Annotated in this window: 16 protein-coding genes; 3 read left to right on the top strand and 13 right to left on the bottom strand. The window is 34.1% G+C overall.

The window, feature by feature from the left end; all coding sequences use genetic code 11:
* Window positions 1–89 precede the first annotated feature (89 nt).
* The 9 genes from rpsU to H7350_RS15550 all read right to left on the bottom strand — a co-directional run bounded on the left by rpsU (window position 90) and on the right by H7350_RS15550 (window position 9,828).
* Window positions 90–284: a 30S ribosomal protein S21 gene (rpsU, locus tag H7350_RS15585; protein ID WP_204346852.1), complete on the bottom strand. Its 195-nt coding sequence runs from the start codon at window positions 282–284 to the stop codon at window positions 90–92.
* Between the two features lie 95 nt (window positions 285–379).
* Window positions 380–1,759: an alpha-amylase gene (locus H7350_RS15580; RefSeq protein WP_204346851.1), complete on the bottom strand. Its 1,380-nt coding sequence runs from the start codon at window positions 1,757–1,759 to the stop codon at window positions 380–382.
* Between the two features lie 209 nt (window positions 1,760–1,968).
* On the bottom strand, window positions 1,969–3,396 hold the full coding sequence (locus H7350_RS15575) for a carboxypeptidase-like regulatory domain-containing protein (RefSeq protein WP_204346850.1): 1,428 nt from the start codon (window positions 3,394–3,396) through the stop codon (window positions 1,969–1,971).
* A gap of 61 nt (window positions 3,397–3,457) precedes the next feature.
* Window positions 3,458–4,624: an acyl-CoA dehydrogenase family protein gene (locus H7350_RS15570; protein ID WP_204346849.1), complete on the bottom strand. Its 1,167-nt coding sequence runs from the start codon at window positions 4,622–4,624 to the stop codon at window positions 3,458–3,460.
* 20 nt (window positions 4,625–4,644) lie between these two features.
* Window positions 4,645–5,526 carry a ComEA family DNA-binding protein gene (locus H7350_RS15565; RefSeq protein ID WP_204346848.1) on the bottom strand — a complete coding sequence of 294 codons (882 nt, stop codon included), beginning with the start codon at window positions 5,524–5,526 and terminating at the stop codon, window positions 4,645–4,647.
* 7 nt (window positions 5,527–5,533) lie between these two features.
* Window positions 5,534–7,135, bottom strand: a complete 1,602-nt coding sequence (locus H7350_RS15560) for an alanine/glycine:cation symporter family protein (protein ID WP_204346847.1) — start codon at window positions 7,133–7,135, stop codon at window positions 5,534–5,536.
* A 98-nt stretch (window positions 7,136–7,233) separates the two neighbouring features.
* Window positions 7,234–8,253 (bottom strand): potassium channel family protein, encoded by a 1,020-nt coding sequence (locus H7350_RS15555; RefSeq protein ID WP_204346846.1) that lies wholly within the window; start codon window positions 8,251–8,253, stop codon window positions 7,234–7,236.
* 3 nt (window positions 8,254–8,256) lie between these two features.
* The gene (locus H7350_RS17065) at window positions 8,257–8,484 is read right to left on the bottom strand and encodes a PspC domain-containing protein (protein WP_235989372.1); all 228 of its coding nucleotides are present in this window, start codon (window positions 8,482–8,484) and stop codon (window positions 8,257–8,259) included.
* Between the two features lie 72 nt (window positions 8,485–8,556).
* Entirely contained in the window at window positions 8,557–9,828 is a 1,272-nt protein-coding gene (locus tag H7350_RS15550; protein WP_204346845.1) for a DUF2851 family protein, read from the bottom strand.
* Between the two features lie 178 nt (window positions 9,829–10,006).
* On the opposite strand from H7350_RS15550, the gene H7350_RS15545 reads away from it, so the two are divergent.
* Window positions 10,007–10,540: a contractile injection system tape measure protein gene (locus tag H7350_RS15545; RefSeq protein ID WP_204346844.1), complete on the top strand. Its 534-nt coding sequence runs from the start codon at window positions 10,007–10,009 to the stop codon at window positions 10,538–10,540.
* A gap of 7 nt (window positions 10,541–10,547) precedes the next feature.
* Here the strand turns inward: H7350_RS15545 and H7350_RS15540 are convergent, their stop codons facing one another.
* A complete protein-coding gene (locus H7350_RS15540; RefSeq protein ID WP_204346843.1) occupies window positions 10,548–11,201 on the bottom strand; it encodes a uracil-DNA glycosylase family protein in 654 nt (217 codons plus the stop codon).
* Between the two features lie 65 nt (window positions 11,202–11,266).
* Between H7350_RS15540 and H7350_RS15535 the strand changes: the two genes are divergently transcribed.
* The gene (locus H7350_RS15535) at window positions 11,267–11,392 is read left to right on the top strand and encodes a 30S ribosomal protein THX (protein WP_204346842.1); all 126 of its coding nucleotides are present in this window, start codon (window positions 11,267–11,269) and stop codon (window positions 11,390–11,392) included.
* On the opposite strand, the gene yaaA is transcribed toward H7350_RS15535, so the two are convergent.
* From yaaA to H7350_RS15520, 3 genes are all read right to left on the bottom strand, one after another.
* A complete protein-coding gene (gene yaaA, locus H7350_RS15530; protein ID WP_204346841.1) occupies window positions 11,393–12,151 on the bottom strand; it encodes a peroxide stress protein YaaA in 759 nt (252 codons plus the stop codon).
* A 204-nt stretch (window positions 12,152–12,355) separates the two neighbouring features.
* Complete coding sequence (locus H7350_RS15525) at window positions 12,356–13,393, bottom strand: RluA family pseudouridine synthase (protein ID WP_204346840.1); 1,038 nt, start codon at window positions 13,391–13,393, stop codon at window positions 12,356–12,358.
* Window positions 13,394–13,397: 4 nt separating this feature from the next.
* Window positions 13,398–13,958 (bottom strand): PASTA domain-containing protein, encoded by a 561-nt coding sequence (locus tag H7350_RS15520; protein WP_204346839.1) that lies wholly within the window; start codon window positions 13,956–13,958, stop codon window positions 13,398–13,400.
* 155 nt (window positions 13,959–14,113) lie between these two features.
* Here H7350_RS15520 and H7350_RS15515 point away from each other — a divergent pair, with 155 nt between their 5' ends.
* Window positions 14,114–15,088: a D-alanine--D-alanine ligase gene (locus H7350_RS15515; protein WP_204346838.1), complete on the top strand. Its 975-nt coding sequence runs from the start codon at window positions 14,114–14,116 to the stop codon at window positions 15,086–15,088.
* Window position 15,089 lies beyond the last annotated feature (1 nt).

Raw genomic sequence — 15,089 nt, 5'->3', positions numbered from 1 at the left:
CGAAGCATAAAATTAAATGTACAACTTTTAGATTAGGTATAAAAAAATCCCGCTAATTAATAGCGGGATGTATTTTTGAAAAGCAATGGTTATACGACCTCTTGATCTCTAAGACCTTGAACGTATTGTGCTTTTTGAATCTGTGCTCTACGTGCAACTGAAGGTTTTGTAAATTGCTTACGTTCTTGCAACTGATTTTTAATCGTTGTCTTCACAAACTTACGCTTGTAACGTTTTAACGCTCTCTCTATATTTTCTCCTTCTTTTACTGGAATTATTAACATAGTTCTTAACCTCCTCTCTTTTAGAATTTTTAAGGCTGCAAATATAAAAAGTAATTTTAATTTAACAATTAAAAATTATAAAAATAGATATTGGTTTATTTTACTGACCAAACCGAATAACTTTTAGGTGGTGCCTGAATCTTAACCCACTTACCGGATTGCGTTGTTGGCTCCCAACCTGAATGTCCTGTATAATCTTTAATAACTGTGTTAGACCAATTGGTTTCTACCCAACGTTCTTGCCATGAATTTGAATTATTAATGTATACGATTAAACCTGGTCCGTTATAACCATTTCGCTTAGCGACGTACTCATCGGTGTCTGCATGAAGTATGGTGGTGCTCCCTGAAGCTAAATTATTATGAATCCAAATAAGATTGTTTAAACGTTCTTTATTTAACCATTCTTCGTAATCACGATAAAATACCGTTGGATAACCTTCATGAGTTAAAATATATGCATAGGCTAATATTTTGTTATTTGTAATTTCATCAGTATCGTGATTTGTGACAAATGTCACGGCTTTAGATGCATTTTGTTTCCAAAGCATATTGTCATTTAATACACTTAAGTTATTTCCCATAAAGGCATCTCTCATTTTATAGTAACACGCAAAATCGAATGCGCTTACTTCGGCTGCACCAGTCCACCAATCTAATGTAGACACATTACTATCCCAATATTCTCCAACAGAAAAGCCACCAACTTCATTTTTCCAATCTTTAACAACCCAAGGCTCAAAGCCTTTTACATAATCAAAACGCCAGCCATCAAAACCAATAACATCTCTATAGTATTTTGCTACACTGTTAGAATTTTTCCATAACCAGTCTTGCACATAGGTCTGATGATGACACAAATCTGGAAAGCCACCAAAAGCACCACTATCGTTAGAATGAATATTATTTGCATGAAAATCGGTAGCTGAACGATAAAAATTTCCAGATAATGGGTTGAAATCTGTCCAGGTATTTCCTCCTGTATATGGATTTGCTTCGCTAGCGCCACCACTATTATGATTTATGACTATATCGGCAATAACACTTAATCCATTCTGGTGTGCTGAATTTATCATTCTTGTCAATTCGGTTCTTGAGCCAAATCGGGTTTCAATACTTCCCATTTGGTCATATTCACCAAAATCGAAATAATCGAATGGATCATATCCCATTGAAAATGGTCCGTTTTGTGCTTTTGATACTGGAGGAAGCCAAATGGCATCAATACCTGCATTACTCCAGTCGGCAACTTTAGAATTGATGGTATTCCACCAGTTACCTCCTGCCGGGACATCCCAATAAAACGCTTGCATCATTACTCCCTCTCCAATAGGTTTCAAGCCAGCTCGTTTCTGAATGGTTTCAGTTGTCTGGTTTTCATGTGTTAGATTTTCAGTGTCTTGAAGGTCTTCTTTTTCACAATTGAAAAGGCTTAAGAATACTAATACCAAGCCCATAAATTTGATAGTTCTCATAATTGATTTATTTAGTTGAAGTAAAAAGTTAACTAAATAAGTACGAAAATTAAAATAGCAAAATCCACGAAAACGTTTTCGTGTTAATAAATAATCAATTTTATAGCTAAAATATTAACATCTATTAAAAAAATGAGGTGTTTTATTGTGAAATTTAAAAATTAACAAGATTAAGATTACAATTTGGAGCGCTGTATTTTTGAAAGCACTTAATCCTTAAATAACGAAGCTTTTTTACTCAAATCGTCAATGAGCTTTTCATCTTCTTCACTTTCTAAAAGAATGTTATAGTTTTTCCAGAAGGCCTTATCATAGGGTTTTGGTGAAAATATATCCATATCCCATTCGCTGAGAAGTTCAGTATTAATAATGTCCTTGTCTAAAATAATTTCAGAAAACAATATTTCTTGAACCGTATAATAGTAACGTTCTTCTTTATTGTATCGCTCTTTCTCTTCATCACTGACTTTTTGGTCGGCTTTAAAACCAACATTCACAAGTTTTGGAGTTTCATAGTAGATATAATTAGGATACATTTTATCCTGATACTCGATATAAGTCATGATTAACTTATGATTGACTTGCGTATCAAACAATCGCTTACTTCGTACTTTTTGAGCATCTGAAGCCGCTACGAGTTCATATTCTATTTTTTTAATAGCATAATTGTCGTAATAAATGTAAAGCCATCCTTTTGCCTGATAACCTTCATTAAATATCCCTTTAGTATCCAGCCCGACGAAATCATTACCTTCGGAAATTTTAATTTTATAGATTTTACGGTCATTATCTACTAAAATCGTGTCTAATGCAAACTGGTGTTTCTCTAAAATATCTTCACCAAATAAAGCTTTTGCATCTGATGAATTTCGAAGTAAGTTTAATTTACCCTGAAAAATATTTTGCAATCCGTTAACTCTGTTATCATTCCATTTTATGGCATTAACCAATTGAGACGTTTTAAGCTGGCTGCGTTTCACATCTTTAGGTCTTAATCTGCTACGTTTAGCATTTTGGTTATTATAAGAAACATATGAAAACACGCTATCTACATCTCTGAGGTCATAACTCTTTCTAACCTGATCTACATTTATTTTTAAATACTCGTCAGAATTAGATGCAAAACCCGAATCGTATACAGTAATAGCACTCTCAATGAGCCATTTAAATTCTACTTTATTTCGTTCTTTATGTCTTAGAAATCCTTTTTGAATGTATGCAGAATCAGGTAAATTATTAGCCAATTTTTCCATGGCTTTTAATACAATTTCATTTCCTGTTTTTGGGCGCGTTTCAGCAATTAATAAAATTTCATCTAAGGAAGCGATATCTTCCTCCAAGTAGATTTCTTCAGAATTATCAAACGCTTCTACCTGAACTTTAAAACTCTTATATCCAATAGATGAAATAATTAAAGTATCTTTTGAAAACTCTTGCGGCACTTGAAGCGCAAACTTTCCATCGGAGTTGCTCACTGTACCAATCGTTGTATTCTTAACATAGATACTTGCACTTTCAATAGGCATAAGTGTACCAAAATCAACAATTTTATTTTTCAGTTCAACTTGAGAATATCCTACCAATGACACCAGTAGAATTATTAAAACAAGATATTTTTTATAGTTATTTTGTACCATTCTAAGTATTCTGTTAATTTATATGGAACTGCTTGACAATTACATTTCCGAAGACATCATATTAGGTCGCTGGTTTATAGTCTTTATTATCTAAAACCATTTTAGCTATAATTTCTCTGAGAATTTCGGAAGTTCCGCCACCAATAGGTCCTAGTCTGCTATCTCGCAATAATCTTGCCATTGGGTACTCTTCCATATAACCATAGCCACCTAAAAACTGAAGACATTGATATATGACTTCGTCTGCCATTTTAGTAGAACGTAGCTTAGATATGGTTGCCTCCTTTACCACATAATCACCTTTATCCAGGCGGTCGGCAATAGCATAATTAAATTCTTTACACATCATCATATCGGCATAACAATCGGCAAAGCTATGACGCAAAGCTTGAAACTTATCTATAGACTTCCCAAAAGCCTGTCGTTCACTCATATACTGTTTTGCATAATCTAATGCGTACTCTGCTCGGGCATGTGCATTAATTCCCATAATTAAACGCTCTAAAGCAAAATGCTGCATGATATAAGGAAAGCCTTTATTTTCTTCTCCCATCAGGTTAGATGCTGGGATAGTTACATTATCAAAAGCAATTTCTCCTGTATCTGAGGCGCGCCAGCCTAATTTATCTAACTTGGTTGCAGAAATACCAGGTGTATCGCGATCCATGATAAAAATACTGATGCCTTTATTACCAAGTTCAGGATTTGTTTTAGCGGCTACTACGAGATAATCACTGTAAACACCATTAGTTATAAATGTTTTAGACCCATTAATCACGTAAGAGTCCCCTTGTTTAACTGCTGTTGTTCGCATACCTGCCACATCACTTCCACCAAAAGGTTCTGTAATACAAAGACAACCGATTTTGTCACCAGAAATACTTGGTGTCAAATATTTTTCTTTAATGTCATGATTACCTTCTTTATTGACGTGAGTCATTGCTAAATAAGCATGAGCCCAAATTGCTGCTGAAAATCCAGCGGAATTAATTTTTTGAAGTTCTTCAAGCAAAATAACGGTGTAAAATAAATCGAGATTCATTCCGCCATAGGCTTCAGGATATGCTAATCCGAAAAACCCCATGTCACCAAATTTTTTCCATATAAAACGTTCTATATGTCCTGTTTCTTCCCATTTTTCAATATGAGGAACGACTTCTTTTTGTAAAAAATCTTTTAAACTTTGTCTGAATAATTCGTGCTCTTCGGTGAAGTACCTACTGCTCATAACCTGTCTTTTTAGTAATTCTAATCAAAGGTCAAATATAACTTAATTATCTCACTTCTTTTAATAGGGAAACCTTTAACTTTTGTTAATTCTTCAAACGATTTAAATCCTTGTCTAAGTGTACGTTGTTCAATGATTTCATAAGCAATCTCATAGTCGATATATTTAATTGTAACAAGTGTCTCAATGGTTGCCGAGTTAATATTAATTTTTGTTATTGGCTTAGCAGTCTTAACTGTAAACTCATTTAACAAGCGCTCTATAACTTCTGGCGACAAACCATACACTTCAGTGAGTTGCACATCGGAAATAAAACCACCAGATTTAGTTCTAAAATTAACGATACGTTCTGACAGTTTTTCGCCAATGCCATATATGCGTTTTAATTGCTCGGCAGAAGCAGTATTTAAATCTTGTTTTTGATCAAATGTTTTTGGTTTAGAATTCTTAGAATACGCTCTTGAATAGTCCGTTTTAGGTTTTGATTTAGTAACCCAGTCCGGAAATTTAAAATATGGAGATATTTCAGATAAAAGAGTATCTGACACCTTAGTTACACGTTGAAACTCTTTTGCTGAGTTCACCCATTTATTAGTTTCCCTAAATGCATGGAGGCGATCAATTTCTTCACTAGTCATCCCAAGTGTATAGCCTTTATAATCGGTAATATAATTTGGATTGAAAGGATAAATTTTAGGCTGATTGTTCTCTAATTTTAATTGTTTTAAAGAATCGACCTCTGCCCTAAATTCTGCAATTAATTGAGAATTGATATCCTTTTTTTCTACAGGAAAATCTACAAAAAAATAAATGCATTGCACAATCAATATCAGCACAATTAACACAAAAATCCCACTCCGTTGTTGTTTTGAAAACGTGAAGTGGGATTTAAATTTTGACATGTTTTATTTAAGATTTTCTAGCTTTTATAGCTGACATATATTTATTTAATTCTTCTTTAACTTTTGGAGCCAAGAGTATCAAACCAACCATGTTTGGAACCATCATTGCAAATACCATGGCATCTGAGAATCCAATAACTGACCCTAAACTAGCCGCAGCACCTATGATAACAAAAATACAGAAAATCACTTTATAGGTATACTCTGTTTTCTTTGAGCGTCCGAATAAATAGGTCCATCCTTGGAATCCATAATACGACCATGATATCATAGAACTAAAGGCGAATAATACTACAGCAACAGTTAATACGTATGGGAACCAAGATATTGAAGACTCAAAAGCACTCGAGGTTAATAAAATGGCTTGCGCATCATTAGCTGGAGGATTTAACGGATCAACAAAACCAGTAATTATTAATACTAAAGCAGTCATTGTACAAACGATAACGGTGTCAATAAACGGTTCTAATAAAGCTACCATACCTTCACTAGCTGCATACTTTGTTTTTACTGCTGAATGCGCAATAGATGCTGAACCAATACCTGCTTCGTTTGAGAAAGCAGCACGTCTAAACCCTTGAATCAATACTCCAACAGCTCCACCTGCAATACCTTCAGGGCTAAATGCTCCATTCCATATAGCAGCAAATGCAGAACCTATCATATCGAATTTAGAAAAGATAACAAATAAGGCTGCAGCTACATAAATTGCCACCATAAAAGGTACAATCTTATCAGTAACCTTTGCGATTTTTTTAATTCCACCAATAATTACAATACCGACAAGAATTGCCATTACGACACCAAATGCCCAACCATATCCATGTAAGAATGATTGCTCACCTCCAGTGATGTTTTCAACCAATTGAAACGCCTGATTAACTTGGAACATATTTCCTCCACCAAACGAACCACCAATAACAAAAATGGCAAATAATACAGCCAGAACTTTTCCTAATCCACCCATACCTTTAGATTTGAGTCCTTTAGTTAAATAGTACATTGGTCCTCCGTAAACGGTTCCGTCTTCGGCTATATCACGATATTTCACACCGAGGGTACACTCAACAAATTTTGAAGCCATACCCAAAAATCCGGCTATAATCATCCAGAATGTTGCTCCTGCTCCACCAATTGACACCGCAATAGCAACACCTGCTATATTACCTAAACCAACGGTTGCTGATAAGGCAGCAGTTAAGGCTTGGAAATGAGACACCTCACCTTCATGCCCTTCAACTCTAATTGTATCAGGATTATCATCTTCATCTGTAAAAGATGATTTTTCTAATTCTACCTTGTGATTTTCTCTTCCTTCTAAATCATCATATTTTCCTCTAACAATATTTACAGATGTAAAAAAACCTCTAAAGTTGATAAAGTTAAAATAGATAGTAAAATAGATAGCTCCAATAATTAATGGGAATAATACCCAGTAGACACTTATCGTATCCGTAAAAGGAATTTGATAAAAAACAGCTTGTACAAACCAACCTGTGGCATCACCAAATTTTTCATCAATAATTTGATCTATACTTTGTTCGTTGTCTTGAGCAAAAGTGAATAAAGGGTATGCGAGAGCAAAAAGTGAAAGAAGATATTTCTTCATACTTGAATTATTTAAGTTAGTTAGTTTTTGTATTAAACCCACAAGATGCTAAAAAAAAACGACTTTTTAAAGTAGAGCTTGTTAAAATGGCATACTATTTAATCGATATCGTAGAGCGAATTAAGCTTTTGAATTTGTTCAGGTCGTCCTAAAACTATTATTTTCGAATTGGGCTGCAATTGCATATCTGCTTCTGGGTTAACGATATACTCACCTTTATTATCCTTATAGCCAATAACAGTACATCCTGTTCGTTTTCTGAGGTCTAAATGTCTTAAGGTTTCTATCTTAGATGCTGAAAATAATTTTTCGACTGCAACCTCTTCTATATTGACATTTGCTTTACCTACTATAGATAAATTATCTATAAATTCTATTAAATCTGGAACCACAACTAAAGATGCCATATGATCGCCACCAATTCTATCTGGAAGAATCACATTATTAGCGCCAGCCAGCTTTAATTTTTGATATGATGTCTCTTGTGATGCACGACTTATAATATTCATTTGATTATTAATTTGTCTGGCAGACAATACGACAAACAAGTTATCTGCATCATTTGGCAAAGCTGAAATTAAGGTCTCTGCTCTATCAATTCCTGCCTGATATAAAATATCATCTTCATTTGCATTTCCTAAAACAAAAGGCACCATTTCACTTTGAAATTTATCTATGGTTTCCTTACTCTTTTCAATAACTACAAAAGGCTTTTTATACGCTAACAACTTTTTTGCAGCTTGTTTTCCGTTTCTTCCGTAACCACAAATAATAATGTGATTGTTGAAGCTGTCGATTTTCTTTTGCATTTTTCTTTGTTTTAGTTCTTCAAAATTATTCTTACTCAAAATATATTCTGTGATAACAGTTATGGCATATCCCAAAATAATGACACTTGCTAAAATTAAAAATATGGTAAAAACTTTTGTGTTATCATCTAGTGGCTGAACCTCACCAAACCCTACAGTAGTAATCGTAATCACTGTCATGTACAAGGCATCAATCCAAGTGTAATTAGACATCATTTTAAATCCGAGTACACCAATAATAAGTATAATTCCAAGCAGAAAAACTGCTGTGTAAATTTTGGTTCTAAATAGTTTTATTAATGGATTCATAGTTTACAAATCGAATACAGATGACCGCTTCGTATAGACAATGTCTTTAATTTTCATCCAAAATGCAAAAAATAAATACAGTGCAAAACCAAAACCCAGTGTTACGAACGTCAAGTACATAAAGGAGGTACGAACTACTTTTGCTCTAATACCCAAACGGTCTGCAATTCGCTGACATACGTAATAACCACGTTTTTGGAAATAATATAATATTTGATAAAATAAGTTCATGTGTATTCTTTTAGCACGTTTGGAAATTCAGATCTATTAAAAGTCTAAAGATTTAACACTGCAATTTAAACTTTATTTGCTTAACAGTGCATTTCCAATTGCACATTTTAAACACTGCTGTTTTTCACAATATTCTGATTTTAATTGAATGAGCGCCTGAGACTCCATAGCCGATTTTGATACCTGCTTTATTTGATTAAATCCATTGACTATATTGTTTTTTTCTGAAGGAATTGCTCTTATAATGGTCATAATCATCTCATGATTATAGTCACCTTTGTGCTGTGCATAATAAAATTTTAGAGGTATTATCGTATTTATAAGAAGTAAATTAATAAATGATCGGCTCATTTTTTTAGTCGAAGACTTAGCGCTTTTTCCAAAGGTGTAATGTGTAGTCCAATACTCAGATGTAGCCACATCAAATAGCAAATAAAAATCTGATAGTGTAGCTGCTGAAATGACTTTAGAAAACAACTGTTGCTTTGTATGGTATAGGTTTGCTAATTGTGATAACCTAATGGTTGGGAAATTAGGTGGTCTCAATCTAAAAAACTGACATGGTACAACGCCATGATTATTTAATTGATACTTCTGCTTTAAAAACTGATACTTACTTTGAAGCTTTACATGATACCCATCTGTGGCTTTATGGTCTAGCAAACCTGTTTGACCAAATAATAAAGCTTCCAAAGCAACTAGGCTAGACTGTTGTTTTCTTACTACTGAAAAATCAACAGAACGTGCAAGACTTGCAAAAGCCTCACCATTAACCTTAAGTCCAAAGTTTTTTACCAGTAATTTAAACAACACTGCTTCCCAATCATATTTTGAAGTTTTAAGCAGTTGCTCGATACCTTTCGATTTACGCTCTAATCGTTCAATATAGAGGCGTTCTAACCAATTATAAATGGTAAACTCTGAGACATTGGCAAAATCATTCTCGCAATAAATCCATTTGTTTTGTGCAGAAAACAGCCTATAATAGGTATCAAGCAAATCCTTATCAATAACGGATTTAAGTTCTAGTGTTGGGATAATTGTATTGTCGTTTCTGAAAATTTCAGTGTCATGTTCAAATACCACATGCAAAATGACATTATCGTAAGCCGCATCTTGTTCATGATTATGTAAAAACCAATCGCTTGATTTGACATGGATTTCAATATTTCCAGCCCAAAGTTGTTCTCCAATACGCAACTGACCATTGAAAAAATCTGGACCGCTATTCAGATTCAATAATCCTACTGATATAATTTCCAATGGTTCGTGTTGCGTAGTTTTTAAATGGAGAACATTTAGTTTTTTATATTGCCACACATAATAGAGAAAATTTTCTATCATAATCAAATGTAGTAAATTTTCTATATTTTACAAAATTTAAAAATAAAATCACGTAGATGTACGTATTGACTCTTGTAGATTTATTGTTGATTTTTGATAAACATCAAATTCATGCAAACCTTATCATTAATGACAAAAACCATTGCAATAGAGTCATTAAGATGCAATACGTAAAATTATGACAGACCTACCCTCTAGCTTATCTGAGCATGAAATACTAGCTCAAAATGCTGGCCTGGTACTTTTAAACAATTATTTTCAATTACTTTTTAAACGCTTAAATTGCATTGAAAACCAAGTCTTTACATCCAAACAAGATCAACAAAACGCCATTCATTATTTGCAATATCTTGCGACTGGTTTTACCCAAACAGATGACAGTTATTTAGCATTAAATAAAGTACTGTGTGGTTTTCCTTTAAGCGAAGCTATTAGTAATACTGTAACAATTTCAGATTCAGATAAAAATTTGATGGACGGATTAATCACAGCTGCAATAGACCATTGGTCAGGTATAGGACAAACTTCCAATGAAGGATTTAGAGGAAATTGGCTTGTTAGAGATGGATTACTTATTGAACATGATTCGCTTTGGGAATTAACCGTAGAAAAAAAAGCTTATGACATTTTATTAATTAAAAGTCCATACTCATTTTCGATCATAAAATTTCCCTGGATGCCTAAACCACTACATGTTTATTGGCCATACTAGTAAACAGCTATAAATACTCGCGATACTGAAGCACTCTAAAATCGAACGTATTAAATTCTGGATGACGTGCTTTCATTTGTTTGTATAGAGGCATTCGACTAATGGAGATATTGGCAGCACCAGATGACGAGGTTAAAGAGATTGTTTTAATGCTTCTTTGATCTAAAGGAAACTGATGTACTCTTGGCACTTCATTAGACACCAGTTCTAATTTAAGATTGTAATCTTTGAGATGTTTCCTAAAAAAATATTCTGGTCCGTTTTTACTGTTTCCGCCTATAAATAGTAAGGTATTAATATTTGGATAACGTTTTAAATAACCAACAAGGTCTCTTAATTTGATATGTTGCATCCCCAAATCAGAAGCATCTATTTTATCACGTTCTGCGCTATCGACAATATCACAAACACCTATTTTATGTGCAATTAAAAACGCCTTACGTTGTGCTATCGCTTCTTGAGAATTATCATAGCGCAAATTAAGTTGGTAAATTTCATCGATATACAACCACAAAGAATTATAATAACTACCATAACAAAAGTCAACATCATTTTCGAGGAGCTCTCCTGTAGTAAATCGTGGAGGTGGCAAGGTACCAACAATTAATTTTGTAGTATCCTTTTTAATAAATGGTTGGTATGGATGTTTATGAAAGAACACAGATTTAACTTGAATTTGATGATATTTTTTTGTACATTAAAGACACTACAAATTACACAAAAACTATGGGAAAAGGTGATAAAAAATCAAGACGCGGAAAAATACACAGAGGCACATTTGGTGTAAGGCGACCGCGTATAAAAAAGCGTCCGAAAACGGAAGACAAAATCAACCCAAATAAAAAAGCCTAACTATCTCGTGAATATCAATTCGGTATCGCTTGATAATGCTTCAGAAAAGCGATAGTTTTCATAATTAAAGCCTTTTATATCTTCAATTGAATTGGCATTGGTATCGATAATATAACGTGTCATATATCCTCTGGCTTGTTTAGCAAAAGTCATTATGGTTTTATATTCTCCGTTTTTAAAATCTTTAAAATTTGCTGTAATAACAGGCACTTTTAAAGCTTTTGTATCTATAGCTTTAAAATATTCGTTGCTTGCCAGGTTTAAAAACAATTCGCCTTCTTCTAACTCATCGTTTAAAGCCTGCGTAACTTGTTTTTTCCAGAACTCATATAGATTTTTGTTTTTTCCTACCGGAAATTTGGTGCCCATTTCTAATCGGTAAGGTTGCATTAAATCTAAGGGTTTTAAAATACCGTATAACCCAGAGATAATTCTTACTGTATCTTGAAGTTTGTCTATTTTTTTTGTGTCGATAGAGTAAGCATCCAATCCGCGATACACATCACCACTAAAAGCATAAACGGCTGGTCTGGCATTATCTTTAGTAAACGGAAGCGACCATTCCTGATTGCGTTCGTAGTTTAACTGCCCTAAATTATCAGAAATCTTCATGAGTTTAGATAAGCTTTTTGCCGATTTCTTTTTGAGCAACTTATTTAAACGTTCTGATTGTTTTAAAAAACAAGCTTCAGAGGTTTTAGTTGTAGGCAACTTACTATCGAAGTCTAATGATTTTGCTGGAGATAGAACGAGTTTCATATATCGGAAATTTTTATTTCAAATTTACAATTCTAAACACTAATCGTCAACTAAACCTTTTCAAATCTTTCTATAAGGCAATAAGTAAAACTAATGGCTTAAACTTGCGTTAAGGATGGAGCGCTTGTGGAGCTCCTCAACGAGAGCGACGTGCGAGAGCCTGACCTTTTAAGGTTTGAAACCTGAAAAGGGAACGCCCAAATACTATTGCATGTGCGTGGCATAATGACGCCATTTCTCAATACACTGTTGCATATCATCTGGAATTGGCGAATCGAAACTAAGTTGCTCACCCGTTTTTGGATGTTGAAATCCGAGAGTTTTAGCATGCAGTGCCTGTCGCGGTAAAATTTTGAAACAGTTATCTACAAACTGCTTATATTTTGAAAAGGTAGTGCCTTTTAAAATGCGTTCGCCACCATAACGCTCGTCGTTAAACAGTGTATGTCCAATATGTTTCATATGGACACGTATTTGATGTGTACGACCTGTTTCGAGTTTGCACGACACCAAAGTCACATAACCCAATCGCTCGATTACTTTATAATGTGTAACTGCTGGTTTGCCTTTCTCATCGGCATCATCACTTTCGAATACGGTATTTTGCAATCTGTTTTTGGGATGGCGACCAATATGCCCTTCAATTGTACCTTCGTCTTCTGTCATATTTCCCCAAACAATAGCTACATATTCGCGCTCACTGGTTTTATTAAAAAACTGCTTAGACAGATGCGTCATCGCTTGCTCTGTTTTGGCAACCACTAATAAACCACTTGTGTCTTTATCGATGCGATGTACCAGTCCTGGACGTTCGCTGGAGTTGTTTGGCAAATTTTCAAAGTGAAATACCAAGGCATTGATTAGTGTCCCAGAATAATTTCCGTGACCAGGATGGACGACCATTCCGGCTGGTTTATTAATCACTAAAAGCTCATCATCTTCATAGACAATATCTAAAGGGATATCTTCTGGTGTTAATAAATATTCGTAAGGTGGATGTTCGAATAAGACTCGGATTTTATCAAAAGGCTTGACCTTATAATTTTGTTTGACCTGAACATCATTGACATAAATACTACCGTCTTTTGCTGCAGTTTGAATTTTATTACGTGTCGCATTTTCAATTCGATTCATTAAATACTTATCGATACGTAATGGCGCCTGACCTTTATCTACTGTAAAGGCGTGATGCTCAAATAATTCATCATCATTTTGTTCGGCTGCTGTATGTGCTGTAGTCATTGTTTTAGTTTGATCCTCGTTTTCCGTTTCCTAAAACAACATCAATTTTTGAAGTTAGCGGCAACATTCTGCCTGCTGAAATAGTTTCGCCTTTAAATTTTATAGCAATTACTTCGTCTTTTCCTATATCATCGACATAGGTGACTTTTCCAACTTCAAATCCTAAGGTTTCTAATGTTGGTTTCGCTTGACGAAATGTACGTCGGACAATATTAGGCACTGCTACTTTACGGTATCCAGACGGATTTAAAGTGAGATAAATTTTTCGGTTTTCTTTCACTTGAGCTCCTGCTCTGGGATATTGCTCAATCACAGAAAATTTAGGATATTTAGGATTGTAGTTAGCCGAATCCTGAATTTCCATAACCAAATCATGGTCATCAAGTTCGATTGCAACGGTTTCAAGTGTTTTACCTTTTAAGTCAGGAACTTCTACAAACTCTCCGTGATTAGTCGTACTTTTTAGCCATTGCATTGTTAAAAATACGATAACAAGTAAAGCGACTATTGCTAATCCTAATTGCTTAAAAAACGTTTTACTCTTAAGAAATTGTATGACACTCATGAAATTTAGTACTAGAGGACAAATATATAAAAACGAAAGCGTTTTTATTATGGGTTTATTTGGTATTTTAGCTTAACTGATAATTCATTGTTTTTATTGTGAATTAATACAAATTATAAACTGAAATAAACCCAGCATACTTAAATCGGTCTTAAATGAAAAAAAATATCGCTATCATCATGGGAGGATTTTCGAGCGAATATGAAATCTCTCTTAAAAGCGGACAAGTGGTCTACGATACTTTAGACACTTCAAAATATAACACTTATCGCATTCATATTTTTAAAAACAAATGGGTGTTTGTTAATGATTTAAATGAGGAATTCCCTATTGACAAGAATGATTTTTCGGTATTGGTAAATGAAACAAAAATCACATTTGATTGTGTATTTAATGCAATTCATGGCTCTCCTGGTGAAGACGGTTTTATGCAAGGATACTTTGAATTATTGAACATACCACATACGAGTTGCGGTATGTATCAAGCTGCTTTAACCTTTAATAAAAGAGACTGCTTGAGTGCTCTAAAACCTTATGGCATTAAAACTGCTGAATCGTATTTTGTAAACTTAGGCGACAGCATTGATGAAGATGCTATTATTGACAAAGTTGGTTTACCATGCTTTGTTAAAGCTAATAAGGCTGGGAGTAGCTTTGGTATCTCTAAAGTGTATCACAAAGAAGAGCTTCAAAATGCTTTAGACGTTGCTTTTAAAGAAGATGACGAAGTCATTATTGAAGCTTTTTTAGATGGCACTGAAGTTTCTGTTGGTGTCATTAATTATAAAGGCGAAGTGTTGGTATTACCAATTACGGAAATCGTATCTAACAATGATTTTTTCGATTATAAAGCAAAATATTTAGGAGAATCACAAGAAATTACACCTGCACGTATTAGCGATGAACAAGCTGAAAAGGTAAGACGTGTAGCAAAAACAGTTTATGAAGTCTTACGTCTGCAAGGATTTAGCCGAAGCGAATATATCTTTAAAAATGGTGAACCTCACCTTCTCGAAGTCAATACTGTTCCAGGTTTAACAGCAGCAAGTATTTTACCTCAACAAGCTGTTGAAGCTGGTATTAGCATGCTAGACTTATTTGAAAATGCGATAGAGTCTTGTTTAAAGTAAT

The sequence above is a fragment of the Psychroserpens algicola genome (assembly GCF_014526325.1).
In the GTDB taxonomy this organism is placed as follows: Bacteria; Bacteroidota; Bacteroidia; order Flavobacteriales; family Flavobacteriaceae; genus Psychroserpens; species Psychroserpens algicola.
This window is presented reverse-complemented; position numbering and strand designations above follow the sequence as displayed.